Annotated in this window: 27 protein-coding genes and 1 pseudogene; 4 read left to right on the top strand and 24 right to left on the bottom strand. The window is 33.3% G+C overall.

All coding sequences use genetic code 11. From position 1 onward, the window contains the following. From AO58_RS17295 to AO58_RS0113335, 3 genes and pseudogenes are all read right to left on the bottom strand, one after another. A pseudogene (locus AO58_RS17295) lies at window positions 1-489 on the bottom strand (hypothetical protein); the annotation flags it as partial. After that, window positions 419-2479 (bottom strand): VWA domain-containing protein, encoded by a 2061-nt coding sequence (locus tag AO58_RS0113340; RefSeq protein WP_081764673.1) that lies wholly within the window; start codon window positions 2477-2479, stop codon window positions 419-421. The gene AO58_RS0113340 and the pseudogene AO58_RS17295, both read right to left, overlap by 71 nt. A 48-nt stretch (window positions 2480-2527) precedes the next feature. After that, entirely contained in the window at window positions 2528-3067 is a 540-nt protein-coding gene (locus AO58_RS0113335) for a hypothetical protein (protein WP_024982183.1), read from the bottom strand. 417 nt (window positions 3068-3484) lie between these two features. On the opposite strand from AO58_RS0113335, the gene AO58_RS0113330 reads away from it, so the two are divergent. Genes AO58_RS0113330 through AO58_RS0113320 form a run of 3 tightly spaced genes read left to right on the top strand, consistent with a single transcriptional unit; the run spans window position 3485 to window position 6971 of the window. Beyond that, window positions 3485-3970 carry a SixA phosphatase family protein gene (locus tag AO58_RS0113330; RefSeq protein ID WP_024982182.1) on the top strand — a complete coding sequence of 162 codons (486 nt, stop codon included), beginning with the start codon at window positions 3485-3487 and terminating at the stop codon, window positions 3968-3970. Window positions 3971-3977: 7 nt separating this feature from the next. Beyond that, entirely contained in the window at window positions 3978-6044 is a 2067-nt protein-coding gene (ppk1, locus tag AO58_RS0113325) for a polyphosphate kinase 1 (protein ID WP_024982181.1), read from the top strand. 36 nt (window positions 6045-6080) lie between these two features. Continuing rightward, window positions 6081-6971 carry a Ppx/GppA phosphatase family protein gene (locus tag AO58_RS0113320; protein WP_024982180.1) on the top strand — a complete coding sequence of 297 codons (891 nt, stop codon included), beginning with the start codon at window positions 6081-6083 and terminating at the stop codon, window positions 6969-6971. Window positions 6972-7034: 63 nt separating this feature from the next. On the opposite strand, the gene AO58_RS0113315 is transcribed toward AO58_RS0113320, so the two are convergent. From AO58_RS0113315 to AO58_RS17280, 17 genes are all read right to left on the bottom strand, one after another. Beyond that, entirely contained in the window at window positions 7035-7499 is a 465-nt protein-coding gene (locus AO58_RS0113315; RefSeq protein WP_024982179.1) for a hypothetical protein, read from the bottom strand. A 24-nt stretch (window positions 7500-7523) separates the two neighbouring features. Continuing rightward, complete coding sequence (locus AO58_RS0113310) at window positions 7524-7709, bottom strand: CsbD family protein (RefSeq protein ID WP_024982178.1); 186 nt, start codon at window positions 7707-7709, stop codon at window positions 7524-7526. 116 nt (window positions 7710-7825) lie between these two features. Next, window positions 7826-8314: a hypothetical protein gene (locus tag AO58_RS0113305; RefSeq protein ID WP_024982177.1), complete on the bottom strand. Its 489-nt coding sequence runs from the start codon at window positions 8312-8314 to the stop codon at window positions 7826-7828. Between the two features lie 57 nt (window positions 8315-8371). Then, window positions 8372-8794, bottom strand: coding sequence for a low affinity iron permease family protein (locus AO58_RS0113300; protein WP_024982176.1), 423 nt, complete (start codon window positions 8792-8794; stop codon window positions 8372-8374). 1 nt (window position 8795) lies between these two features. Further along, the gene (locus tag AO58_RS0113295) at window positions 8796-9182 is read right to left on the bottom strand and encodes a hypothetical protein (protein WP_024982175.1); all 387 of its coding nucleotides are present in this window, start codon (window positions 9180-9182) and stop codon (window positions 8796-8798) included. A 6-nt stretch (window positions 9183-9188) separates the two neighbouring features. Beyond that, entirely contained in the window at window positions 9189-9413 is a 225-nt protein-coding gene (locus tag AO58_RS17290) for a hypothetical protein (RefSeq protein WP_074917710.1), read from the bottom strand. A gap of 54 nt (window positions 9414-9467) precedes the next feature. Further along, entirely contained in the window at window positions 9468-9737 is a 270-nt protein-coding gene (locus AO58_RS0113285; protein ID WP_035717810.1) for a hypothetical protein, read from the bottom strand. A 127-nt stretch (window positions 9738-9864) separates the two neighbouring features. Next, window positions 9865-10797 carry an MlaD family protein gene (locus AO58_RS17285; RefSeq protein ID WP_024982172.1) on the bottom strand — a complete coding sequence of 311 codons (933 nt, stop codon included), beginning with the start codon at window positions 10795-10797 and terminating at the stop codon, window positions 9865-9867. Window positions 10798-10910: 113 nt separating this feature from the next. Further along, window positions 10911-11645 (bottom strand): ABC transporter ATP-binding protein, encoded by a 735-nt coding sequence (locus AO58_RS0113275; RefSeq protein ID WP_024982171.1) that lies wholly within the window; start codon window positions 11643-11645, stop codon window positions 10911-10913. Window positions 11646-11647: 2 nt separating this feature from the next. Continuing rightward, window positions 11648-12406 (bottom strand): MlaE family ABC transporter permease, encoded by a 759-nt coding sequence (locus AO58_RS0113270; RefSeq protein WP_024982170.1) that lies wholly within the window; start codon window positions 12404-12406, stop codon window positions 11648-11650. A gap of 6 nt (window positions 12407-12412) precedes the next feature. Then, complete coding sequence (locus AO58_RS0113265; protein WP_074917713.1) at window positions 12413-14773, bottom strand: glycosyltransferase; 2361 nt, start codon at window positions 14771-14773, stop codon at window positions 12413-12415. 1 nt (window position 14774) lies between these two features. Further along, window positions 14775-15806 (bottom strand): glycoside hydrolase family 130 protein, encoded by a 1032-nt coding sequence (locus AO58_RS0113260; protein WP_024982168.1) that lies wholly within the window; start codon window positions 15804-15806, stop codon window positions 14775-14777. Window positions 15807-16330: 524 nt separating this feature from the next. Next, the gene (locus tag AO58_RS0113250) at window positions 16331-16765 is read right to left on the bottom strand and encodes a response regulator (protein ID WP_024982167.1); all 435 of its coding nucleotides are present in this window, start codon (window positions 16763-16765) and stop codon (window positions 16331-16333) included. A 4-nt stretch (window positions 16766-16769) separates the two neighbouring features. Then, window positions 16770-18782 (bottom strand): ATP-binding protein, encoded by a 2013-nt coding sequence (locus tag AO58_RS0113245; protein WP_024982166.1) that lies wholly within the window; start codon window positions 18780-18782, stop codon window positions 16770-16772. Between the two features lie 83 nt (window positions 18783-18865). Continuing rightward, window positions 18866-19405: a helix-turn-helix domain-containing protein gene (locus tag AO58_RS0113240; protein ID WP_024982165.1), complete on the bottom strand. Its 540-nt coding sequence runs from the start codon at window positions 19403-19405 to the stop codon at window positions 18866-18868. A gap of 346 nt (window positions 19406-19751) precedes the next feature. Next, window positions 19752-20309: an acetate uptake transporter gene (locus tag AO58_RS0113235; RefSeq protein ID WP_024982164.1), complete on the bottom strand. Its 558-nt coding sequence runs from the start codon at window positions 20307-20309 to the stop codon at window positions 19752-19754. Between the two features lie 114 nt (window positions 20310-20423). After that, complete coding sequence (locus tag AO58_RS17280) at window positions 20424-20768, bottom strand: DUF8439 domain-containing protein (RefSeq protein ID WP_024982163.1); 345 nt, start codon at window positions 20766-20768, stop codon at window positions 20424-20426. 79 nt (window positions 20769-20847) lie between these two features. On the opposite strand from AO58_RS17280, the gene AO58_RS0113225 reads away from it, so the two are divergent. Next, complete coding sequence (locus tag AO58_RS0113225; RefSeq protein WP_024982162.1) at window positions 20848-21069, top strand: hypothetical protein; 222 nt, start codon at window positions 20848-20850, stop codon at window positions 21067-21069. A gap of 10 nt (window positions 21070-21079) precedes the next feature. On the opposite strand, the gene dnaX is transcribed toward AO58_RS0113225, so the two are convergent. From dnaX to AO58_RS0113205, 4 genes are all read right to left on the bottom strand, one after another. Beyond that, the gene (gene dnaX / locus AO58_RS0113220) at window positions 21080-22165 is read right to left on the bottom strand and encodes a DNA polymerase III subunit gamma/tau (RefSeq protein WP_024982161.1); all 1086 of its coding nucleotides are present in this window, start codon (window positions 22163-22165) and stop codon (window positions 21080-21082) included. A 197-nt stretch (window positions 22166-22362) separates the two neighbouring features. Beyond that, window positions 22363-22500 (bottom strand): hypothetical protein, encoded by a 138-nt coding sequence (locus tag AO58_RS0113215; protein WP_024982160.1) that lies wholly within the window; start codon window positions 22498-22500, stop codon window positions 22363-22365. Between the two features lie 62 nt (window positions 22501-22562). Next, window positions 22563-24374, bottom strand: coding sequence for a M56 family metallopeptidase (locus AO58_RS0113210; RefSeq protein WP_024982159.1), 1812 nt, complete (start codon window positions 24372-24374; stop codon window positions 22563-22565). Window positions 24375-24379: 5 nt separating this feature from the next. Beyond that, window positions 24380-24736 (bottom strand): BlaI/MecI/CopY family transcriptional regulator, encoded by a 357-nt coding sequence (locus AO58_RS0113205; RefSeq protein ID WP_024982158.1) that lies wholly within the window; start codon window positions 24734-24736, stop codon window positions 24380-24382.

The raw sequence follows: 24736 nt of genomic DNA, 5'->3' as shown, positions 1-24736 counted from the left end.
AACTACATCACCTACATTGGTAATGCCATCATTATTAGCATCAACATAAGTACCTTCTTTGGTGATGTTGATACTTGATTCTGAAATAGCGTAATTATAATTAGCTTTACAGCCATTTTTATCAGTAATTTCAATAGTGTAATTTCCGTTTTGTAAGCCAGAAATGTCTTCTAATGTAGAACCATTTGACCATAAGAAAGTATAAGGTGATGTTCCTCCTGTGACAGTAATGTTTATTGAGCCATTGTTACAATTTGCACAGTTGTTATTGTTTATAATAATAGCAGTTGCACTTAATGGAGCTGCAGGTTGTCCAACAGTTACTGAATTAGATTGAGAAGAACAAGAATCAGTTACCGTTACGGTATAAGTTCCCGCAGGCAAATTATTTACAGAAGCAGTAGAACCAACTACTGTATTAGAAGCATTTTTCCAAGAATAAGTTACTGTTCCTACAGCTCCAGTTACAGGCTGCTGCAGGTTGTCCAACAGTTACTGAATTAGATTGAGATGAACAAGAGTCACTAACTGTTACAGTATAAGTTCCTGCTGGTAAATTGCTTACAGAAGCAGTTGAACCCACCACAGTATTGGAAGCATTTTTCCAAGAATAGGTTATTGTTCCCACAGCTCCAGTTACAACGCCTGCAGTTACAGAACCCGTACTAGCTCCAAAACAAGAAGCATCAGTTTTAGAAGAAGCTGCTAAAGCCAAAGCCAAAGCCAAAGCTGCTGCAGGTTGTCCAACAGTTACTGAATTAGATTGAGATGAACAAGAGTCACTAACTGTTACAGTATAAGTTCCTGCTGGTAAATTGCTTACAGAAGCAGTTGAACCCACCACAGTATTGGCTGCAGGTTGTCCAACAGTTACAGAATTAGATTGAGAAGAACAAGAATCAGTTACGTTTACGGTATAAGTTCCCGCTGGCAAATTGTTTACCGAAGCAGTAGAACCAACTACTGTATTAGAAGCATTTTTCCAAGAATAGGTTACTGTTCCCACGGCGCCAGTTACGTTACCCGCAGTTACAGAGCCAGTGCTAGCTCCAAAACAAGAAGCATCTGTTTTAGAAGAAGCTGCTAAAGCTAAAGCCGCTGCTGGTTGCGTTATATTTACTGTTAAAGCCGCAGTACTACATCCATTTTTATCTGTAGCAGTAACAATATAGGTACCTGCAGCTAATCCTGTTCTGTTTTTTGGGTCGTTGGTTCCAGTTAAATCTGACCAATCATAAGTGTACGGAGAAGTACCTCCAGTAGCATCATTTAATGTTATTGCCCCAGTAGAGGTGCCAAAACAGCTTACGTTTGTTTGCGAAGCTAAAGTGATAATTGGACAAGGAATATTTGTTGAAGATGTTGGGATGTTTAGTGTTGAATTTTGACAACTAGTGTTTCGATAATTTAGAGATGAAGAACTCACAGTTTTACTTCCACATACATTTGCCTTTGGTGTAAGTTCATATTTTAGGGTTATTGTTTCTACATTCAAAAAGTCAATGTTCCATGAAATCGATTGACCTGAAACAGATGCTGTTCCCTTTGAAGGTGTAACCGCTCCTATTGTAAAGTCATTACTAACTGACTCTGTTGCAAATGGTGTTCCAGTAATTTGTTGAGCAATCCAAGAAAGTTGAGTAGATATTTGGTTATAAATTCCAGTTAGGTTCGCTGCGTTTTCTGTAAAAAAAGCACCAGCCGTTTGAACATTGTTTAAGGTATATTCAGCATTACTTTGATCTGTTCCTGATATTGCACCAAATAAACCCACTGCAAAAATTTGATTGTTATATGTAGTTCCAGAAACAACAGTTGTTTTAGCATCATTTGCTGCTGTAATAGCTGCTTGAATACATGTGCCTTGTTGGCCATTAGTACAGTTGTCACCATTTGCTACATTTCTAGTAGCAACACCATCTGTTAAAAGCACAATACTTCTTGATGTAATACAATCAAAAGTACCTTTTGCAGTTAACTCTTGATCAGCTTTTCTAATTCCGTCCTCTATGTTTGTTGATCCATTTGCAACTAAAGCATTAACATCATTAATTAAAGTTTGTTTACCAGAAGCTAGTGTTAGAGTTCTTACTAATGAACCATTGCTACTATATTTTACTATTGCGATTTTATTTTTTCCTGTTGGATTGTTTGCTGGAGTAAAGACATTGTTTATAAAACTTATAGCAGCATCTTTTGCATAATCTAAAGGTATATTTGGATCATTAGCAATATCGAAACCCATACTTCCTGAAACATCTATTACTAAAACAACTTCAGAAGGCCTTGCCACTGGATTAGAACCTTGCAATTTTAACTCAACATCAATTTTACCACATACTCCTGGTCTTACAGTAACCGTTTTTGTTGGTGTAATTGTTTGTGAGTTTACAAATCCAGTCATTAAAAGAAAAACAAACAAAATAAATGATTTGTTCAATTTTATCTTATGGATACTTAGGTGTAATTGTCTTTTCATCTTAAACTATTTAATAGTGATATTTGGGTATGAAATGATTTAATGATTTTACTCTTGATTTGGATCACTCACTAGAGTATGTAAAATTGTAGTGATAGAATAATTGCTACAATCATTTGATGTAGCGGCAATTTCGGTGCAATTCCATCTGTTGTATGGTGTTCCAGAAGGTATTGTAAGCTTTACTAAAAAAGATTTTGTTTCGCCTGAATTCAAAACTATATCTGAAATTGGATTTGAATCAACATCTGTAAAAAAGAAATTGAGATTAACATTGTTTGATGTAGAACTACCATCATTATTTGTGCAGTTTTTATTAATATCAATTGCTTTTAAATTGAATGACGCTTGGTTGGAGGTTTCATTTGAAATTAGAAGTCTGTATTGAGTACCTTCTGATGAAATACTTCTTGAGTTTCTGTTTTTTTCAACTTGAAGTTTAGACTTACAAGAATTTTGTGCATGGATCAAACTACTACCTATCATAAAAACCAATACTGCCAATATGCTTTTTGTGTAGTATCTTAAGGAAGATTTTTTTTGGTCTATAGGTAAGTTTATTTTTTTTTGAGTAGAGGTAGCTTTCATTGTAAATGATTTTAAGTAATAATTTATGTTTTGATTAACTACTTCAAAATTAGATACAATGAAAAATATATTGTTTTTTTTTCCGTAAACAACCTGAAAAATCGTTAAAAGGAGTTTTTTTAAATGTTTTTTTGTGAATATCTTTCCATTTTTTTGGATTTGTAATTAATTTCTGTTATATATCTAAAATAGGGAATGGTCAATCTAAATTTATTTTTTTTAAATTTTTCAATGTTTTATTTTATTTAGGATTTAGCTATATAAAAATGATAAACAATTGTTAATTAAGTTTCGTTTTCGTTGTTGCCTTGAAAAATTAATGTAATTTAAGTGCTCTTTATAACGTCTATTACTTTCTTTTTTGAGGGTAAATCACAACTACAACATAGATTTATAACTATATAATTTTTTATAAGTATGAAAAACTTAATTCTAATTCGACATGCAAAATCAAGTTGGGAAGCCCCTTTGAAAGATATAGACAGACCTTTGTCTAAGAATGGTTTACAAACAGCACATAAAGTATCAAGTTACGTATCGAAATATTTGCCAAAAACCTATTTGTTTTGGAGCAGTGTTGCAGAGAGAGCCTCTCAAACAGCTTTAATTTTCGCACAAAATTTGTCTTATCCTATTGAAAGTATTATTTTCAAGGAGGATTTGTACACCTTTGATGAGCACCAATTAACTAGTGTTATTAAATCATGTGAAAATCATTTTGATAATGTAATTCTTTTTGGTCATAATGGTGCAATTACAAATTTTGTTAATAGATTTGGGGATGTTTTTATTGAAAATGTTCCTACTTCCGGTTTTGTTTCTATGCAATTTGATGTAAATGATTGGAGCTCAATTGAAAAAGGGAAAACGTTGAAAATTATTGTTCCTAAAAATTTAAAATAGTAAAGTTTTGACACATAAATATATTGATAGAGAGAAGAGTTGGTTAGCTTTTAATGCCAGAGTATTACAAGAAGCAGCAGACCATTCAGTGCCTTTATTGGACAGGTTGCGCTTTTTAGGTATTTTTTCAAATAATTTGGATGAGTTTTTTAGAGTTCGATTTGCTGCCATTCGACGATTGAGTCTTTCTGGTATCTCAGGCGAAAAATATTTAGGTGGAGTTTCTGCTCAACAATTAGTAAAAGAAATTACCGAAATTGTAATAGAACACCAAGAGGAAAGTTTGAATATCTTGAGAGATATTGAGAGTCAATTACAGCAAGAGAATATTTATATTATTACCGAAAATGATTTAGACAAGGAACAAGAAAATTATCTTAAAGATTTCTTTATTCAAAGAGTTAGTCCTGAATTGGTTACCATTATATTGAACGATTTGGCTGAATTTCCTTTACTAAAAGATACTTTTGGTTACTTGGCTATTAAGTTGGTTTTAAATAAAGAAGAGGAAGTACGTTATGCGGTGGTCGAAATACCAAAAACCATTAATCGTTTTGTAGTATTGCCTTCAAAAAATGGTAAACAGTATGTAATTCTTTTGGATGATGTCATCCGTCAAAATTTAGGCAGTATTTTTAATATTTTCGATTATAAAAAACTATCGGCTCACATGATAAAAATCACTAGAGATGCCTCTTTGGATATTGATAGTGATTTGAGTAAAAGTATGATTGAAAAAATTGCGTTGAGCGTAAAAGATAGACGAATAGGAGAACCGGTTCGATTTATTTATGATCAAGAAATTGAGGAAGATACCCTTCGTTTCTTTCTAGATAAAATGCATATCGTTTCTACAGATAGTATCATTCCAGGAGGGCGTTACCATAATAGACGTGATTATATGAGTTTTCCAAATCTAGGAAGATACGATTTATTGTACCAATCAAATGTAGCACTTCCTATACCCGGCTTGAGTCTTGAAGGAAGTATGTTAGATAAAATTAGTAAAAAAGATTTTTTATTAAATGCACCTTATCAATCGTTTTCTTATTTGACCAAATTCTTAAGAGAAGCCGCATTAGATCCTAATGTGCTTTCTATTAAAATAACCTTATACCGTTTGGCCAAGAACTCTCAAATAATTAGTTCATTAATAAATGCTGCAAAGAATGGAAAAAAAGTTACGGTTCAAATAGAATTGCAAGCTCGATTTGATGAAGCTTCCAATATTTCATACGCAGAGCAAATGAAAACGGAAGGTATCGAATTAATTTTTGGTATAAAGGGACTGAAAGTACACAGTAAAATATGTGTTATTGAGCGTCAGGAAAATGATAAAATTAAGCGTTATGGATTTGTTTCTACAGGAAATTTCAACGAATCAACCGCAAAAATATATACAGATGTAACCCTTTTTACAAGTCATCAACAAATTTTAAAAGACATTAATAGAATTTTTGATTTCTTTGATGTCAACTATCGAGTTCATCGCTACAAACATTTAATTGTATCGCCTCATTATACTCGAAGTAAATTTACAAAGTTGATTGATAGAGAAATTTCTCATGCTTTGGCAGGTAGAAAAACTTACATTCGATTGAAAATGAATAGTCTTTCAGATTTTGAAATGATTGATAAATTGTATCAAGCGAGTAAGGCAGGAGTTAAAGTTCAATTACAAATCAGAGGGATTTGTTCCTTAATACCAGGTGTTAAAGGGTTGAGTGAAAATATTGAGGCTATCAGTATAGTAGATAACTATTTAGAACATTCAAGAGTATACATTTTTGGTAATGCCGGAATTCCAGATGTCTTTATTTCTTCTGCCGATTTTATGACCAGAAATTTAGATGCTAGAGTAGAAGTAACTTGTCCAATTTATGATCAAGATATTAAAGACGAATTGATGGATCATTTTGATTTAGGTTGGAAAGGGAATGTCAAAGCTAGATTTCATTCTGAAAATTTAGACAATCTGTATCGTAAACCAGGAGATAAACCTCTATTTAGAGCTCAAACAGAAACGTACAAGTATTATCAAAACAAATTAGAAGTAGTTACAGAAGAGTTATAGAATAAAGAAGTTAAAAAATAAATGATAGAAGGAAGTATGATTAAAATTAAAAAATATGCCGCAATCGATATTGGATCAAATGCCATGAGATTACTGATTGCAAATATTGTGGAGGAAGACGGAAAGGAGACTCAGTTCAGTAAGAGTTCCTTGGTGCGTGTTCCTATTCGTTTGGGGCAAGACGCTTTTACTGTTGGTGAAATTTCTCCAGAAAATATTGAAAGAATGTGCGATGCCATGAAAGCATTTAATCTTTTGATGAAGGTACACAAAGTGGAGAGTTATAAAGCATTTGCAACTTCAGCAATGCGAGAAGCCTATAATGCAAAAGAAGTTGTGGCCATAATTAAGAAAAAGGCCGATATTAAAATTGAAATCATTGATGGTAAAAAAGAAGCAGCAATCATTGCTTCAACAGATTTACATCATTTATTAAAAACTGACGAAACTTATTTGTTTGTAGATGTTGGTGGAGGAAGTACTGAATTTACTCTGTTTTCTAATGGAAAAATGATCACGTCACGTTCCTTTAAAGCAGGAACAGTTCGTTTACTCAATAACATGGTACATGATGTGGTATGGGACGAAATTGAAAAATGGATCAAAACCAACACGGCAGATTATGAAGAAGTTACCCTTATTGGATCCGGTGGAAATATTAATAAATTATTTAAGATGTCAGGTAAATCACAAGAGAAACCTTTGTCCTTTATTTATATTAATTCACAGTATAGCTATTTGAATTCATTAACTTATGAACAGCGAATTTCGCAGTTGGGCTTAAACTCTGACCGTGCTGACGTAATTGTGCCAGCAACACGAATTTATTTAAACGCCATGAAATGGAGCCGAGCTAGACAAATCTTTGTTCCTAAAATTGGATTATCAGACGGAATCGTAAAAGCAATGTATTACGGTAAAATATAAATAAAAAAAGCAAAGGATGTTACCCTTTGCTTTTTTTTATTATCTCTTCTTTTTTTAAAAAGCTTACTTTTTATTGTTTACAGTCAAGTCTTTAAAAGCTTTTCCTAATTCGGTCATATCCGAATCAACTTCTCGTTTAAAGGAATCCCAATCGGTTTGATTGTTCTCGTAATTTTTGACTTTCATTTTCAATGAAGCATTTCTATCTTCAAAGGATTGAATGCTTTTAGAATAATTGGCATCAAAAGTTTTGCCTGGTTTTTTCAAAGCAGCTTTCAATTCAGCAATGCGAACTTCATTAGCAGCAATACTAGTATTTACTTCTTCTTTGTACGTTTGCCACTCCATATCGTTGGCCTTTTTTGCTTCGTCAACATTGATGTCTTCGTTAACGGCATCAAGATTTTCGTTAGCATCAATCACTTTTTCGGTTGCATCTGCCTCTTTTTCTGTATTCGATTTACAAGCAGTGAATACCATTACTGCAAGGAACGCAGTTATTGCAAATGTATAAATGGATTTTTTCATAATGTATAGTTTTCAATTAATGGATTAAAGCGATTCGATAATCCTTTTCAATTCGGCTTTGGTTTTGCCTAATTTTTTTTCAATTCTACCCAACATTTCGTCTTTTTTTCCATCTAAGAATAATAAGTCGTTATCTGTTAGTTTGGCAAATTTTTGTTTGAGTTTCCCTTTTTGTACTTCCCAATCTTCTTTAAGTTCTGTAGTATTCATGATGATAATATTTAAATCAAGAATGTATTTTCCTGACTGTACAAAGGTGCGAAAGCTTGGGAATTTTGAATTGTACTATTTTGAGTAAGAGTTGTAATATTCACACATTGTCTCACTTAAAATCGATATCGGATTCCCAAAGCAATGTCTGGTCCAAAATTATTTTCACGATAATCATTTGAATTAAAATACAATTCAGGTCTAATATCAAGTGATACTTGAATTGGAACATCAAAGTCGTATTCAATACCTAAGTCGCCAGTCACAAAAGCAAAAACGCCATTGTCATCATTCAGATTGTCATTATGATTCCAATACCCTAATCCGCCACCAACTCCAGCATACCAATTAAAACCGCCTTCAATATTCCAAACCCATTGGTAAATTCCTGCCAATTTTAGTGCGTCAATATTGTTATTACTACGCCATCCCAAATCCAGTTCTAAGCGGTTGTTTTTGGCCATTTTTCTTTGATAGGAAAGCTCTCCACCAAAACCATCGTTATCACCAATTCTTAGTCCAAGTGCATTTTTTGAAATTGTTTGTCCTTGTGAACACCAGCTTAAAACTATAAGCAGGCTAGTCATTACAATTGTTTTTTTCATTTTATTGTTGTTTTATAAATTAAAGTTGAAGGCATTAGTATTTTGAATTGATTACATTCAAACTTGATTTTCTGTATTTACATCATTCAAAGCAATATTTACTTCTTTTTCGAATGTAGCATCAGATTCTATGTATTCTTCAGAAAGTTCTCTGATTTCTTTTTCTGTTTTATTACCCGTGTTCATTACAGCATTTTTAGCTCTTTCGTGTGAGGAAATGAGTTCATTCATTTTCAAATGAATTAAAGCCGAATAGCGATTGAAGGATTTTTGAATAATAAACAAACTCAAAAAAGTAAAGCCAAAAATGATATCACCAATATTTTGATGCCAATTATTCGAAGTGAATAAATTAGTACTCCACCAAAAAAGTACTAGCGTTAAAGCCAAAACAAAAGCAAAATAACTCCCGAGAACTTTGGTTACAACTAACGTAAGTCTTTCGAAAAGCAATTCAATTTGTAGTGATTTATTTTTCATTTTAAGGAATTTTAAATGTGGTATTTATCAATTCAATCTTTTGATTTTCTGTCATCTTATCAATGTCCTTGCTGTAAATTTTTATCGCATCAAATTTGGGTTTACCTTGAATGATGTTTATCAATTCGGTTTTTGCATTCGTTGGACCAAAGAAAAAGACTTCGCTACAAGGAGCAACCTCGGCTATTATTCTTTTATAAAAATCGCTTTGTAAATCTTGTTCTTTGTTGTGCCAATGACTTTCTCCTTTTTGTAAAATTTCTTCTTTCACAAAAGGATTCATTTCAGAAGCTATCGTTTTTTCTAGTACCGCTGTTTGATTGTTATAATCAAATACCATCGCTGTATAATGATCCAAATAGATGGCTTTTCTTAAAGTGTTTTTCATGATTTTTTAGATAGATTGAAATAAAACATTGTGGTTTGGGGCATACTTCATCAGTAAATTTCTCAAAGAATTATAATAATCATTTAAAGCTTTTTGATCTACTTCGGGCGAATGCAACATTGGAATTGTTATGGTCATTTCGTTCAAAAAAGGCATTAGTTCTGGAAACTCATTTTGAATCGTTTGAGTAATTCTGAATATGTTGTCATTGAGTTCAGTTACGGATTTCATAGCGATGCAATTAGAAAAAGCACCCAAGGATTAGGATGCTTTTATGGGGTTAAATCAAATTCTAGCCAAAGTCCTATGCAATCTGAGATTGTTTTTTTTGTTTTTTTTCTGAATCTTTTTTGCCAAATCAGATTCGTTTTTTGCTTTGCAGTTACATCCACAAGCCATAGTACTGTTGCCCTCTTTTTGAAATTTTGCTGCTTCATGATGCAGTTTTGCCGCTTTTTCGTGATGTAATGCGGCTTTCTCATGATTGTCAATTATTTTTTGACTTTCTGCTTTTGGGTCTTTTTCTTTTTTTGGAGACTTAATTATGTTTGCCATGATAAGGTGTTTTTAAGCTAATGAAAATGTTTTCATTGCTAATCAAAGTTCTTCTTTTGTTCCCAAGAAGTTGTTACATAACTATTGGTATAAGTTGCTTTATTCCTAGGTTTTGAATGCTGCTGCTTTAGTTCTCTTTTTTTTCTGCCTTGGCTTTTTTTCTAAAAAAACCTCTTAGCAAAAAATTGTGTTTAGCGGCTTCTTCGATTTCTAGTAAATTTTTAGAACCTTTTTCAATATTGGTCAAAGAAGAATCGAGTGAGGCAGCTAGTCGTTCATCATCTACCAATTTGGATAAAATCCCACGACTGCTATTTAACTTTTTAGAAAAAACATCTATTTCATAAGTACTTTTTTCTAAGTTGGTGACCGTTTTTTTTATCGAAGCCGCATATTCTGGATTGGTCATTAATTGTGATAAAGTTCCATTTTTGTCATTCATATTTTTGCTAAAAATGGCAAACTCATCTGAGCTTATTTTTAAATTCGTCATGGTTTGAGCAATTTGATTAGCAAATTCTTCATCGGTCAACACTTTATTTAAAGCTCCTTTTCCTTTATTAATTTTCAAACTAAATTCCGAAAGTTGAAGCGTGATTATTTGAGCGTTATCGACACTTTTTTGCAAACTTTTCATCAAATCTTCGAGTTCAATGGCTTTTACAGAAACAATGGTTGCGTTGTCTTTTACAATTTCATTTGATGAAGTTCCTGGTGAAATCGTGAGTACTTTATCACCCATCAGACCATCTGTTCCTATGCTAGCTTGCGCATCTTTTTTGATGTAGGGCTGAATCTCTTCTTTGATAATCAGTTCCACAATCACTGCCGAATCGGATAGAAACTCGATATTTTTTACACTTCCGACATTAATTCCAGAAAAGCGAACATTATTGCCCACTTTGAGTCCACTAACATTTTTGAATTCTGACCGCAAGCGAAACGTACTCCCAAAAAGATTTTTATTTTTTCCTATAAAATAGATTGTAATGACAAACAAAGTTGCTCCCAAAAGAACAAATGCTCCCAATTTCCAAGTATAGTTTGATGAATTTGCCATAGTATATGTTTTCTGTTCCCACTTAAGGTTTTATGAATTTGTGTATTCCTAAATAGTTGCTTTAAGCAATACCATTTTAGGAGGGGTTTTCTTTATTGAGTAATATTAGTTGCTCATATGAAAAAAGATTTTACCCATTCGTCATTACTATTCTCTAACTCAGAATAAGTTCCTTCGGCATGAATTACGCCTTCATTTAGAATCATGATTCGGTCACTTGTAGCTTTTGCGCAAGCCATATCATGTGTAATGATAATTGAAGTAGTGCGTTGTTTTTTTTGAATAGAAACAATCAATTTACTAATTTCTCTAGCCGTAATCGTGTCGAGTCCCGAAGTAGGTTCGTCGTACAAAATAATTTCGGGTTGAATGATTAATGTTCTTGCTAAACCAACTCGTTTTCGCATTCCTCCTGATAATTCCGAAGGCATTTTATCAATCGCTTCTGATAATCCCACAGCTTCTAGAGCTTCTATAGTTTTTTCCTCAATCTGTGATGTTTCTAAGTCTTTGGTATGGTGTTTTAAAGTAAAGGCTAAATTGTCCCTAACTGACATCGAATCATACAAGGCACCATTTTGAAACATGAACCCAATTCGGATTCTTATTTTGTTTAGGGCTTCCGTTTTTAGCTTGGTTACATCCGACCCAAAAACCAGAATTTGTCCTTTATCGGCTTTAATCAAACCTACAATGCATTTGATACAAACGGATTTTCCTGAACCAGAACGTCCTAAAATAACTAGACTTTCTCCTTTGTTTACAGACAAATTCAACCCTTTTAAAACTTGATTTTTTTTAAAAGATTTCCATACGTTTTCGATGTTGATGAGTGGTTCTTTTTTCATTATTAAAAGAATAAATCGGTTATTTGAACCGTTACCATATCTATAATAAAAATAGAAAGTGAAGCCATAACGACTGCTTCATTGGCAGCTATTCCTACACTTGCTGTTCCGCTAGAGGCATTGAAACCTTTATAGGAACCAATCAATCCAATAAAAAAACCAAAGAAAAAAGTTTTAATAACCGCTGGCATTAAATCTAAAAACTCTAAATGCTCAAATACATCCGAAAAATATCGGTACAATCCCATTGTTCCTCTCACATTGTATCCGATATAGCCACCATAAATCCCAACTAAATCTGCATAAATAACCAAAAGTGGCACCATTAAAGTAGTGGCCAAAATTCGTGTTACCACCAAATAATTGTAGGGATTGATTGCCGATACTTCCATAGCATCAATTTGTTCGGTTACTTTCATTGCGCCTAATTCAGCACCAATTCCAGAAGCAATTTTTCCAGCACAAATAAGTGCTGTGATTACTGGAGCAATTTCTCTGATTAGCGACAATGAAACCATACTAGGTAACCAACTTTCGGCCCCAAATTTTGTCATCGTAGGACGGGATTGAATCGTCAAGACCAATCCCATGATAAACCCAGTGATGGTCACTAATGGAAGTGACTTGTATCCGATGGCATAACATTGCCGAATGAATTCGTTGATTTGAAAAGGGGAGGTGCTGATTTCTTTAAAAAATCGACTTCCGAAAAGCGAAAACTCTCCAATTTCCTCAAGCATTTTATTTATAGCGGTTCCCATATACTTTTATTCGGCACTTATGATTGTGGTTTTGGGTAAGGTTCCATTTTTGGATGGAGGCGGAAGAGCATATTTTTTAGTTTTAGTTTTTTTCTTCGTTTTTTTATATTTCTCAACAGTTAATCGTGACATCATATAACTTACGGTTGATTCTGCTCCTTGATTCAAATTAATGTAGGTTTCTTCTAAACCATCATAACATCCGCCTGTACATGGGTTGTAAATAATTTGATGCAAATGATTTTTACCTAAAAACCATTCAAAAGCTACCTCCATTTTTTTCAAATAGTTTTCTTCACCAAAATGGTCATAAAATTTACTCAATGCCATTATTGTGTAGGCAACATCAATAGGTTGTTCGCCTCCATTTTTCGGTTCAGCAATTTGAACTTTGTTGTGCATCCATCCTTGATTAGAAATAACTTTTATAGTATCCTCATTGAATGTTTTTGAAAGTAAAAAATCAAATGATGTTTTGGCAACAGTTTGATAAATTGGATTATTTGTTACTAAATAGGCACACAGCAAAGCCTCGGGTAGAATACTATTTCCGTAGGTTAAATAACTTTCGAACCATTCCCATTCTTCATCTGATTCATGTTTGTACATTTGAACCAATCTATCGGCTAAGGTTTTTAGTAGTAAAGTGTTTTCGAAACTAAAATTGGCCGAATGACTATAATACAAACCTTTGATGATAAAACCCATCGCACGTGTTGAATGAATTTCAACTACAATAGACAAGGCCAATTGCATTGTTTTTCGGGATTCATTTACCAATGATAACGGAAGTAAATCACTAATAGCGATTAAATTACCAAGTGCCCAAATGGCTCTACCATTAGCATCTTCAAGGTTTTCTGAGTTTTGAAGGGTAAATTTTCGGTTTTTATCAACATAATTTAGAAAATGCCCATCAGGTTGTAAACAAAACTTGATGAAATTGAAATACAACTCAATAAGTACTAAATCACTAGTGTCTTTGGTGAGTTCATAATGTTGGCAAACAGCAACCAATGCTCTAGCATTATCGTCTAAAGTGTATCCAGTGCTCAAATCGGGTTGATTGATTTTTGCAAACTGAATCATTCCAAAATCAGTAGTCATATTTTTTATATGATTCCAATTGAGTGGTGGAATTTTATAACGCAATTGAATTTTTCTTAGGCTCACTTTTTGAAACAAAAGCGCATGAGCAATGGCCGAATTTTCCCAAGCGGTTGATGCAAGTTTATGAATTCCGTTTAAGGAAATGTCTTGTCGTAATTGTTCGTTATTCAATAAATGAATGACATTTTTGGCAAGTTGTTCAGGATTTTCAAAATCGATTATGATGCCTGTTCCGTTTTTTAAGACTTCAACTGCATGTGGAATAGGAGTGGAGATGATAGGGCAACCACAACTAATGGCATACGAAAAAGTACCAGAAACCGCTTGATTTCTGTCTTTAGAAGTAAATAAATAAATATCGGTGAGTTGTAAGTATTCTAACAACTCCTTCAAAGGCAAGTATTTATTAATGAATTTCACGTGGTCATTCAGCCCTAAATCATTGATTTTAGTTTCTAAACTTGTTCTGTAAGCTTCTCCTTCATTTTTTACAACGGTTGGATGTGTTTTGCCAATCACCAAAAAGAGCACTTCTGGGTGTTTTTTAATGATAGTTTTTAATGCATTTATAGAGGTTTCAATGCATTTTCCAGAACTTAAAAGTCCAAAAGTAGAAATGATTTTTTTACCAGCAACTTGGTATTTTTCTTTTAAAATATTTTTGTTAATGTGCTCAACCAAATGGGTTCCGTGTGGAATTACAACTATCTTTTCGGGGGCAATATGGTAATCCTCAGTGATTATTTTTGCTGATGTATTTGTCATTACAATAAATGCAGTAGCATACAAATCTATAGCCAGAACCATTTCCTTTAATAACAGATCCGGTTGGGGTAGCACCGTATGAAATGCAACCACTATGGGTTTCTTTAAGGTTTTCAAAAACAATATAAAATCAGCTTCATTAGCGCGAAACAATCCAAATTCGTGTTGAATGACCACCATAGCGAGATTAGCATTTTCGTTACATTTTTTAGCCAAATCAAGATAGGAGTTGGGATTATCGGTTTCTAAAACGGTATGAATAGCTTCTTGGTACAAATAGTTGTCATTTTGATTTTCTAAAGCACAAATATTGATTTTGAATGATTTCTTGAATTTATTATTCAAAGCAAAAATTAAATCCTGAGAATAGGTGGCGATTCCACACTCTCTAGGCGGATAGGAGGTGATGAAAAGAATTTCAGGCAGGACAGTTTTACTTTTGATTCTTTTTAAAGGAAACAAATTGAGGTTTTTATAGGCTTTTGTTTTCATATTATTTCAGATTGAGTAGTAGTTCTGTTAGCAAATCGGGTAGATGAAGCGAAACGCAAGCAATTCGTTCATCGGCTGCACCATAATAAATATATAGGGTATCGTTGTCCACAATGGCGCCAGTAGGAAAGCAAACGTTATTTACTTCCCCAGTGAGCTCCCATTTAAGGTCAGGTTTAAACAACGGATAAGGCAGTCGAGCCAATTCTTTTTGTGGGTTTTCTAGATCTAATAAGGCAGCGCAAGCACAATATACATAGCCATGTATAGTGTCATGTACACCATGATAGATGAGTAACCATCCTTCGTCAGTTTCTATAGGAGGACATCCGCCACCTATATAGCTAATTTCATGTTCATATTTTGGTTCAATGACAATACTATCTGCGAATTGCAGTAAGTAGCTTTGCCAAAATTCAGCAGTGAGTTCGTTTAAATTATTGATGCTAACGATTTGAATATCTGGTTTTATTCTATGCAGAAAAAGTAGTTTTCCATTTACTCTTCTTGGAAAAAAAAGAACATTTTTGTCCCAAACCCAAACTTTTTTTCCTTTGCGTTCTCTAATTCTATCGTGACTGTTGTAGCGCAAATATTTTTCGTTGATTCTTCCTCTAGTTTCTGCCAAACGTTTGAATTCGTCAAACATAATTTGAGGTACAATAATTCCTTGTTTTTCCCAATGCAATAAATCGGTAGAAGTGGCTAAAGCTCCTAAGGCGTTTACGCCATCATAAGCACAATAGGTCAAATAGAAAGTTTCGTTAATTTTTACAATTCTTCCATCTTCTACGCCGTGTTCTTCGTATTCAATTTGCGGAAAAATTAGTGGCATATCTTTGCGTTCTTCAACTTCAAAAGGCGATTTTAATTTGGCATAGCCAATACTGGAATAGTTGCCTTTGCCCACCGCTCTATAAAAAATATGTATGGCTCCTTCATGCATGATTACCGCTGGATTCAAAACGCCATCAATTTCAAAACCTAAAAGTGTTTTTTCTAAAATAATGCCTTCTTTTTTTATTGCTAACATGATAAATGGAGTTTTTGAGTTCTAGCTACTTTTCGTAAAGTTCGTTTACCTATGAACTTATTTTGTTGTAAAACTTTGCATAAAAGTTACAAGATTCCTAGGGTATAAAACAGAAAAGACGACCATTTAAAGTCGTCTTTTTTGCTAAAATCAAATGCTGAATTAATAATTGGTTTTCAATCTACCTTATTGTCGGCTCTGGTTTCGGCTAAATCTTGTTTTGCTTCAACTACATTTTTTTTGCAGTTGTTTCTTTTTGTTGAGCTGATTTGCACGAAGCCATAATGGTTACAATACCTAGTGTAAGGAGTAAGATTGATTTTTCATCTTTTTATACTTTTAAATGTTTTACAAAGATGGGTTGGTAAACCATTGAAAGTATTATAGAATTGTGTGTAAAAGTTACAAGATTCTTATTTGATAAAACTTTGATGGTGAAAATATAAAGTATTGTCTATGTTAAAGTATTTGTTAAAAAAAGTACAATTTAAACTATGATTTACAGTTTTATAACTAATAAATAATTACATTCGATCAATAAACCAATTAAGTTCTTTTTCCATTTTTTGGTATTTAAAAATGGTTTCTATTGCTTTTTGAAGTCTTAAAAAAGCGGTTTCACTTTTTACAATATAATCAAAAGCTTTGTGATGCATACAACTTATGGCCACATCAATTTTATCTTGACAAGAAAGCATAATTACGGGAATATCGGGGCTAATTTCTTTGATCTTATCTAATGTTTCTAAGCCATTCATAGCCGTTTTATCTATTCCATCTAAATGAAAATCAAGAATGATAACATCGGGTTTTTTTAACAAATTTTTGAGACACAATTCACCAGTTTTATATGTCTCAATATCAAAATCCCCATGTTGAAGGAATTCGATTTCTAGTACATTTAAGAAAATGAGATCATCATCCACTAGAAAGAGTTTTATTTTGTTGTCATTTTTCACAATATTATTTATTTATGATTTCTAATTCTTGCTCCAATTCTCTGCAAGCTTGTGAGCAATATTTCTCTAATTCTAGAACGAGTTCGTTGATTTCTTCAGTAATTTCGATAGTAAAAGCATATTCTTGAATTTTTTTGGCCATATTTAATGTTTCTGCATTACTTCCCATTATGGTAAATGAAGGAAGCATCTTGTGAATAGCAGCTTGCATGGTTTTCCAATTTCTATCAATTAAACTTTGTTTGATACTCAAAATTAGCGAAGGAGTTTGTTCTAAATAGGCATTAATAATTTTAGTCATTAATTGAGGATCGGATTTGGTGACCTTATATAAATAACTCATGTCAGTGTATTTATAGGTGTCATTTTTTGAATTTTCTCCTTTTGTATGCTCAATAATTAAAATAGGTTTTTTTGAAAATCCAATAAGTTTGCTATACAACAAGCGTTCATCTACGGGTTTGGCAATATAATCGTTCATCCCAACAGCCTTGCATTTCTCTACATCAACAGTTGTAACATCAGCGGTTAATGCAATAATTGGTATTTGCAATTTCATCACCTTTCGGATATAAATGGTAGCGTCAAATCCATTCATTTCTGGCATTTGTAAATCCATCAAGATGATATCATAATTTTTAGTTTTTAACTTCTCGATGGCTAATTTGCCATTGGCGGTGATATCACATTCAAAACCAAAATCATCCAAAATTGTTTTCATCAAGAGTTGGTTGAGTTCCATATCTTCAACCACAAGAATTTTGGTGTTTTTGATATCGGTATTCAATTCAAGAATTTCGGGTTCTAAAACCGCATCTGCCTTGGTTTTTTTAAATGTAAGTATAAAACTAAAAACAGAGCCTATATTGACTTTGCTTTGCACTTCGATATGTCCATTTTGTGCTTCCACTAATTGTTTTGATATGGCTAATCCCAGCCCTGTTCCTCCAAAGAGTCGAGACGTTTCGTTAGTGGCTTGTCTAAAATTATCGAATATTTCGTTTATTTTTTTTTCTTTAATACCAATTCCGGTATCGGCAATTGAGAACTTTAATGTGGCTTTGTCTTTATTTTCCTCAAGTAATGTTACACTTACGGTAATGGTTCCTTTATTGGTGAATTTTACCGCATTACTGACTAAATTCAGTATGATTTGATGCAATCGAATAGGATCACCTAATAGTACTTCAGGAATTCTTGAATCGTAGTTGGTAATCAATTGAAGGTTTTTCTCTTGGATTTTGGTTTCGAAAAGATGTAGCATCGCTTTGATGGATAAACTAAGCTTGAAAGGTGTTTTTTCGAAAGTCATTTGGCCCGCATCCACTTTGGCTAAATCCAATATATCATTGATTAAAACGATTAGTGCGTCACCACTCATTTTGATAGCCATTATATACTCTTTTTGTTTGGCCGTAAGTTCGGTTTTGAGTACTACTTTGGTAAAACCAATAATGGCATTCATAGGAGTTCTTATCTCATGACTCATATTCGACAAAAATTGTTGCTTCGTTTTTACGGCTTCTTCTGCTTTTTTGGTGGCGTTTTCGGCAATAACTTTTGCTTTTGTCAATTCATTTTGAATTCTTTTTTGCTCTGTAATGTCTCTAGCAATCATCATAGCTCCAATGGTTTCTCCGTTTTCATCTTTATAAATAGCGCCATTAAATAGAACATCGGTTAGTTTATGATCCTTTATGGTTAATGGAAAAGCATTCACAAACCCTTCTGAAAAAACCAAATCATAACCTATTTTAGCTTGTTTAGGATCTGTGAAATAATCAACAAATGCGGAACCTATCAAAAGCTGTTTAGATACTCCTGTGGCTAAAAACGATGCTTCATTTGTATCCATAATTTTACCTTCGGTACTAATAGCAAAAAGAGGATCTCTACTAGCTTCAATTAGACTCAAGAGGTATTGTGAGGCCCTTTTCAAGGAGTTGATATACTCATCAAGGTCTAGTTCTTGATCTTTGTATAACTGATTTTCTTGATTTTGATTTTCTAGATCCATTAATGTTGCTTTTGAAAGTAATTGATTGTTCGCTTGTCCTCAAAAGCAGTAGTTATATAACTGATGAGTAAGTTTTGTGTAGGTTAAATATCTTCAATTGGATTACGTCTTTTGTCTTTAAGTTGTTTGAAGTGTGATGGAGACAAACCAGTTACTTTTTTGAACTGACTGGATAAATGTGCCACGCTACTGTATCCCATTTTCCAGGCAATTTCACTAATGTTGTATTCTCCGTAAATGATCAGTTCTTTGATGCGTTCTATTTTATGCGAAATGATAAAATGTTCAATGGTGGTACCTTGTACTTCAGTAAACAAATTAGCTAGGTAAGTATAGTTGTGGTCCAGTTTTTCGCTCAGATAATCTGAGAAGTTTACTTTGATAGTTTCGCTAGGATGATGCACCATTTGAATGATGCTGTTTTTAATTTTTTCTATCAAAATGGCTTTTTTATCATCCATTAACTCTAATCCAGATTTAGAGAGCCTTTTTATTAAGTCTTCGCGTTGAAAAGCAGTAAGAGTTTCCATAATTTCAACTTCTCCCAAATCAACCATTAAGAAGTGTAAGCCCATTTGTTTGAGTTCCTCCTTAACCGCTAATTTACAGCGATTACTAACCATATATTTTATGTAAAGTTTCAAATTTATTTTGCAATTAGAGGAAAAACAAAGGTGATAGAATCTATTTTAAAACAATTACAGAACTCTTTTAAAAAGTTATATAATTCATAGATTTTAGTGGATGATAAGTACAAATAAACAGTAACATTCTTATTGTCTCCTAAGTTACGTTTTTAAATACCAATAACATAAGTACTTGTTTGCAAAAGCAAATGAATTTGAGGTTTGAATTAAAACTTGGTATAAAACACTGATAGTTCATTAGTTTTAGCAAAAAAAAATTCGGATTACTTTTTTAAAGTAATCCGAATTAAGATATAAAGTTTTATAAAATATTAACTAGAAACTAATAAGGTAACACGCTCTTATTTTTCACCTCTTCTAATAATTCAGCCATAGCCAAATAGAAAGCACTTCCACCACAAATTACACCAATTACACCTGCAATTTCGTTAATGGCTTCACTGTTTAAAAATTTAGAAAGCGCTAATACAAAGAATAAAATGGTTAACGACAAAAATACAAATTGCTGTACTTTGCTGCCTCCCCAAGTTCCCCACCACATGAATGCCGTAAATAATCCCCATAATACAAGGTAACAGCCAAAAAAAGGTGCTGGTGTTGTTCCGGCCAATTCAAAACCTGTATTGGGGAATAACCAAATGGCAACTAATGAAATCCAGAAAAATCCATAAGAAGTAAAAGCAGTACCTGCAAAAGTCTTTCCTTGGTGAAGTGAAAATATACCTGCTATGATTTGTGCCATTCCTCCATAAAAAAGCCCCATAGATATAATTACACTACTTACTGGGAAAAATCCCATATTATGAATGTTTAATAAAATAGTTGTCATTCCAAAACCTAAGAGTCCTAGAGGTGCTACATTTGCTTGTTTTTTTTCCATTTTATGCAATAATTTTTTTTTATTTTGAATGTGCAAAATTATGCTTTAAAAAGGGCTTTAAGGTTTATGAAATGGGAAATAAATGTTAAAATAAACCGCTACTTTAACATTTTTTTAAGCATCGACATGAAGTCCAAAAGTAGCTCGTAATAAATCAATAGCAGGATTGATTTCTTTTAATCGGTTGTAGCGATCTTGGTCATTTAAATTTCTTTTGACCTCGATGGATTCATTTACAATAACATCAATCGTAATTTCATGATTGTGAAGATGTCCTTTTAAATGGCCTAAAAGTCCATGTTTCTCGCTTTCAAAATCTAATTTTGAACCTTCATTGGGTAATTCAATAGTGATTTTTGTTCCGTCTAATTTAGGATCATTAATTAGCAATAATGATTCCATGATTTTGTAGCCTTTGTTTCCTAATTTTTGAGCATATTTCGTCCATTGCAACAGCATTTGCGTTTCTGTAAATACTTCTGTAGGCGAATGAACTACTTCTTTGACAATCGATTTACTGCTTTCTTCAAGGGCTTTTTTGGCACGAATACTTGATAATGATAAGGCAGAAAATTTCGTTTCGTCAGGTTTAAAATCTAGAGCAGGTTTTACTACATCTGGAACAACTTCTGCAATTGCAGGGGAAGAAATAGAAGGAATTGCAACACTAGGACTTGTTGGTTCGGGAGTAACAGTTGTACTACTTACTGCTTCTGACTTTGTATTATCAGTTATGGAATATTCTTGTTTTCGGAAATAAGTAGGGGGAATTATGAAAGCGTCAACTTTTTTTTTTCTCCATCAAAAGTGATAGAGGCCAATTGCATCAAACAAAGTTCTACTAACAAGCGTTGATTTTGACTCACTTTGTATTTCAGATCACAGTCATTGGCAATTTCGATACCTTTTAATAAAAAATCAGGACTGCATTTTTGAGCTTGTACTCCATACATTTGCTGTGCTTGTTCGCCCATCTCCATCAAAACTAAGGTAGAAGGTGTTTTGGCAACCAATAAATCTCTAAAGTGAGAAGCTAAACCAGACACAAAATGGTGCGCATCAAAACCTTTTGACAAGATGGTATTAAAAGCCAATAACAAATCAGGAATTTTGTTTTCCAAGATCAAATCGGTGATGTTGATATAGGTTTCGTAATCTAAAACATTTAGGTTTTCAGTTACAGCTTGTCGAGTCAAATTGCTACCGCAAAACGAAACTACACGGTCAAAAATAGACAAAGCATCTCGCATAGCACCATCTGCTTTTTGAGCAATAATATGCAAAGCGTCATCTTCAAATTGTATTCCTTGATTTTCAGCAACATCGGCCAAATGTTCTTTAGCGTCTTTTACCGTAATTCTTTTGAAATCAAAAATCTGACAACGAGATAAAATCGTTGGAATGATTTTGTGTTTTTCGGTAGTAGCTAAAATAAAAATAGCGTGTTTTGGTGGCTCTTCTAATGTTTTCAAAAAAGCATTGAAAGCGGCAGAAGACAACATATGCACCTCATCGATAATATAGACCTTATATTGCCCAGTTTGAGGAGGAATTCGAACCTGATCAATTAGGTTCCGAATGTCATCTACTGAGTTGTTAGAAGCCGCATCCAATTCAAATACATTAAAGGCAAAATCTTCTTCGGGATCGTCGTAGCCGGGCTGATTTATTTTACGAGCTAGAATTCGGGCGCAAGTGGTTTTACCCACGCCACGAGGACCTGTAAACAATAGGGCAGAGGCCAAATGGTTGTTTTCGATAGCATTCAGCAACGTATTGGTAATCGCTTTTTGACCAACAACATCCTTAAAGGTTTGTGGGCGATACTTACGGGCTGATACTATAAATTGTTCCATTTTTTACTAAAATTCAAAAGCAAATATAGCTTTTTATATTAATGTTTGTAGCGGTGTAGTATTGAATTCTATAAAACTTTTTGACTCGACTTGCTAAATTATTGAAAGACTGTGTTTTTAAAAGAGGCGCAAAAGAATCTTCTTTTTTGGACTTTGCGGTATTTTTTTAATGCTTTCAGTTCGTATCAAAATCGTATTTACAATGCTTTTTTAGTTACATAGTAGCGATACCCAATAATGGCCATTTGCCATTTTTTGGCTTTCGAGAGGTCTAAGCCTTGCTTTGTGAAACTGGGTAAAATGATTTTGTTGATTTTAGCGAGTACTTTATACATAGATTATTTTTTTCAAAGATAAAAAAAAAAGACGGTCGTTGTAGAATGACCGTCTTTTGAATTTATATTTTATTGTTTTCAGCTTTTGCCTTTTCTATTTCTTTTTTGGCTTTTAGAATTTCTTGTTTCGCTTTTTCTATTTCGGCTTTTGCTTTTTGCATTTCAATTTTTGATAGCTCTATTTCCTTTCTAGCACGTTCCATATCGGCTTGCATATTTTCTCTGTCGTTGAGAGAGCGTTCTACATCAGCTTGAGCTCTTTTGATTATTTTGTTCACATTTACTTCAGTTCTTCCATCTTTAGTTGTAATTGCGATTACGCCGTTTTTACCATCGTCTCCATATTTTTCAATAGAGATGTCTCCTTTATAAACATCCATTCTTTCGATTGATTTGGGGTCTAATTTGGAATTTAATTCTTCCATATTGACATCCACTTTTTTACCATTGATGTACACTATTGGTTTTTCACCATTATTACTTCTGGTTACGATTACCCTTTTTTGGATTTGAACTTTTGGTTGGTTTGGGGCATCTGGAGCATCTGGAGCATCTGTTGCATCAGGAACACTTGGAGCATCTGGTGGAGTTAAATCCTCTTCGTCATCACTAAAAGAAAAAGCAAAGTTAGATTCTTCATCATCTGAAGAATTTAGTACTATTTTTTTATTGATTTTCCCTTTTGGATTGGCTTTTCCAGTATAAAATCCGATACTTGATTTTCCTTTGCTATCGGTATTTTTTATAAAAGTGATAGGTGAAATCGGACGGTCGCTATCAACCTGATTGGTTCCTTTGTTGCCGTTTTTGTCATCAAATTGGACTTTGATTCCTGTAATTTCTTGATTAGCATTACGCTTAACTTTAGAAATTTTCAGGTTAATGCCGTGCAGGTCTTTTAGTAATTGTGCTTCTTGTTTTAATTTGACATCAGAAGTATTTTTGTCAATAACTAAAATGATGTCTTCTGTTGTTGTTTTGGATGTTGTAGTGTGTGTTACTGTTTTTTCCTGTGCCAAAACCTTAATTTGGAAGATAAATACAAAGGCGATTAAAGCTGGAAGTATCAGTGCGTACTTCCACGAATTCCATTTTTTTGATTGATTTTTGTTTAACATAACGATTCGTTTTTTGATTAATGATTGATAAAAATGATTGGTAAGGGCAACACAATTTTCGTGTGTTGTTATTTTTAAAAGTGCCATTTGATAGGCCTTTTTGTCGTCTAGTCGTTTGGTAGCTTCGTTATCCGCAATGAATTCAAGGTTTTGAAGTATGGCTCTTTGGTACAGCCAAATAAAAGGATTGAACCAAAATACGATACTAAAAAAGCGAATAATCAAAACATCTATGGTATGGTGTTGCTCGCTGTGTACTTTTTCGTGTTCTAAAATGCTTTGCAATTCTGATGGCGAATACAAAGAAGAATTGAAAACAATCGTGTTGAAATACGAAAATGGCGCTATTTTTTCTGGAACATCAATCAATTTGAAGTCGGCTTGTTGTTGCGCTTTGCTTTTATTCAATACTCGATTCAAACTCCAATAATCCATTCCAAATTTTATAAAAAACAAAGCAGAGCCTAGTATATAAATGGCAATGGCAGTCAAATACCAATTTATTTCAAAGGATTCCTCAGGCGTGGCTTGTTGTAGTGGAAGTTCTGAAATAGGAAAATTGAGTGGAGTAGGGTTTACCCAAACAATTTTGGTTATGTAGAATAACGGAAGCACTACAGCTGTTCCTAATCCAGCGAGTAAGAAAAAGCGATTGGCTGTAAAGAAAGTTTCTTTTCGTAACAAGAAATAGTAAGCCAAATAAAATAAGGCAATCAAACCGCTTGCTTTTAGTAAGTAGATATAGATGGTTTCCATAACGCTTATTTTTGTTCAATCATCGCTAATATTTCTCGTAACTCTTCAGCAGATATTTTTTCTTCTTTCGCGAATTGCGATACCATATTCTTGTAAGAACTGCCAAAAAATGTTTCTATGGCATTCGACATGAATTTCTTGCGATAGTCTTCAATTTTAACGACAGGGAAATATTGATGGGTGTTACCAAAAGCGTTGTGCGACACATATCCTTTCTCTTCTAGATTTCTGACAATGGTAGAAAGGGTGTTGTAGTGGGGTTGTTCTTCTGTGATTTCTGCTTGAATTTCTTTTACAAAAGCTTTTTTAAGCTTCCATAAAATATGCATAATTTCTTCTTCCTTGTTGGTTAATTTTTGCAT

The organism is Flavobacterium succinicans LMG 10402 (assembly GCF_000611675.1).
GTDB classification, from domain to species: Bacteria; Bacteroidota; Bacteroidia; order Flavobacteriales; family Flavobacteriaceae; genus Flavobacterium; species Flavobacterium succinicans.
Note: the sequence above shows the minus strand (reverse complement) of the source record. Positions and strands in the feature narration are given on the sequence as shown.

Coding starts and splice junctions, on each gene's coding strand:
- AO58_RS0113340 (WP_081764673.1), bottom strand. CDS start 2,479: ATGAAAAGACAATTACACCTAAGTATCCATAAGATAAAATTGAACAAA.
- AO58_RS0113335 (WP_024982183.1), bottom strand. CDS start 3,067: ATGAAAGCTACCTCTACTCAAAAAAAAATAAACTTACCTATAGACCAA.
- AO58_RS0113330 (WP_024982182.1), top strand. CDS start 3,485: ATGAAAAACTTAATTCTAATTCGACATGCAAAATCAAGTTGGGAAGCC.
- AO58_RS0113320 (WP_024982180.1), top strand. CDS start 6,081: ATGATTAAAATTAAAAAATATGCCGCAATCGATATTGGATCAAATGCC.
- AO58_RS0113315 (WP_024982179.1), bottom strand. CDS start 7,499: ATGAAAAAATCCATTTATACATTTGCAATAACTGCGTTCCTTGCAGTA.
- AO58_RS0113310 (WP_024982178.1), bottom strand. CDS start 7,709: ATGAATACTACAGAACTTAAAGAAGATTGGGAAGTACAAAAAGGGAAA.
- AO58_RS0113305 (WP_024982177.1), bottom strand. CDS start 8,314: ATGAAAAAAACAATTGTAATGACTAGCCTGCTTATAGTTTTAAGCTGG.
- AO58_RS0113300 (WP_024982176.1), bottom strand. CDS start 8,794: ATGAAAAATAAATCACTACAAATTGAATTGCTTTTCGAAAGACTTACG.
- AO58_RS0113295 (WP_024982175.1), bottom strand. CDS start 9,182: ATGAAAAACACTTTAAGAAAAGCCATCTATTTGGATCATTATACAGCG.
- AO58_RS17290 (WP_074917710.1), bottom strand. CDS start 9,413: ATGAAATCCGTAACTGAACTCAATGACAACATATTCAGAATTACTCAA.
- AO58_RS0113285 (WP_035717810.1), bottom strand. CDS start 9,737: ATGGCAAACATAATTAAGTCTCCAAAAAAAGAAAAAGACCCAAAAGCA.
- AO58_RS17285 (WP_024982172.1), bottom strand. CDS start 10,797: ATGGCAAATTCATCAAACTATACTTGGAAATTGGGAGCATTTGTTCTT.
- AO58_RS0113275 (WP_024982171.1), bottom strand. CDS start 11,645: ATGAAAAAAGAACCACTCATCAACATCGAAAACGTATGGAAATCTTTT.
- AO58_RS0113270 (WP_024982170.1), bottom strand. CDS start 12,406: ATGGGAACCGCTATAAATAAAATGCTTGAGGAAATTGGAGAGTTTTCG.
- AO58_RS0113265 (WP_074917713.1), bottom strand. CDS start 14,773: ATGAAAACAAAAGCCTATAAAAACCTCAATTTGTTTCCTTTAAAAAGA.
- AO58_RS0113260 (WP_024982168.1), bottom strand. CDS start 15,806: ATGTTAGCAATAAAAAAAGAAGGCATTATTTTAGAAAAAACACTTTTA.
- AO58_RS0113245 (WP_024982166.1), bottom strand. CDS start 18,782: ATGGATCTAGAAAATCAAAATCAAGAAAATCAGTTATACAAAGATCAA.
- AO58_RS0113240 (WP_024982165.1), bottom strand. CDS start 19,405: ATGGTTAGTAATCGCTGTAAATTAGCGGTTAAGGAGGAACTCAAACAA.
- AO58_RS0113235 (WP_024982164.1), bottom strand. CDS start 20,309: ATGGAAAAAAAACAAGCAAATGTAGCACCTCTAGGACTCTTAGGTTTT.
- AO58_RS17280 (WP_024982163.1), bottom strand. CDS start 20,768: ATGCTGTTGCAATGGACGAAATATGCTCAAAAATTAGGAAACAAAGGC.
- dnaX (WP_024982161.1), bottom strand. CDS start 22,165: ATGGAACAATTTATAGTATCAGCCCGTAAGTATCGCCCACAAACCTTT.
- AO58_RS0113215 (WP_024982160.1), bottom strand. CDS start 22,500: ATGTATAAAGTACTCGCTAAAATCAACAAAATCATTTTACCCAGTTTC.
- AO58_RS0113210 (WP_024982159.1), bottom strand. CDS start 24,374: ATGGAAACCATCTATATCTACTTACTAAAAGCAAGCGGTTTGATTGCC.
- AO58_RS0113205 (WP_024982158.1), bottom strand. CDS start 24,736: ATGCAAAAATTAACCAACAAGGAAGAAGAAATTATGCATATTTTATGG.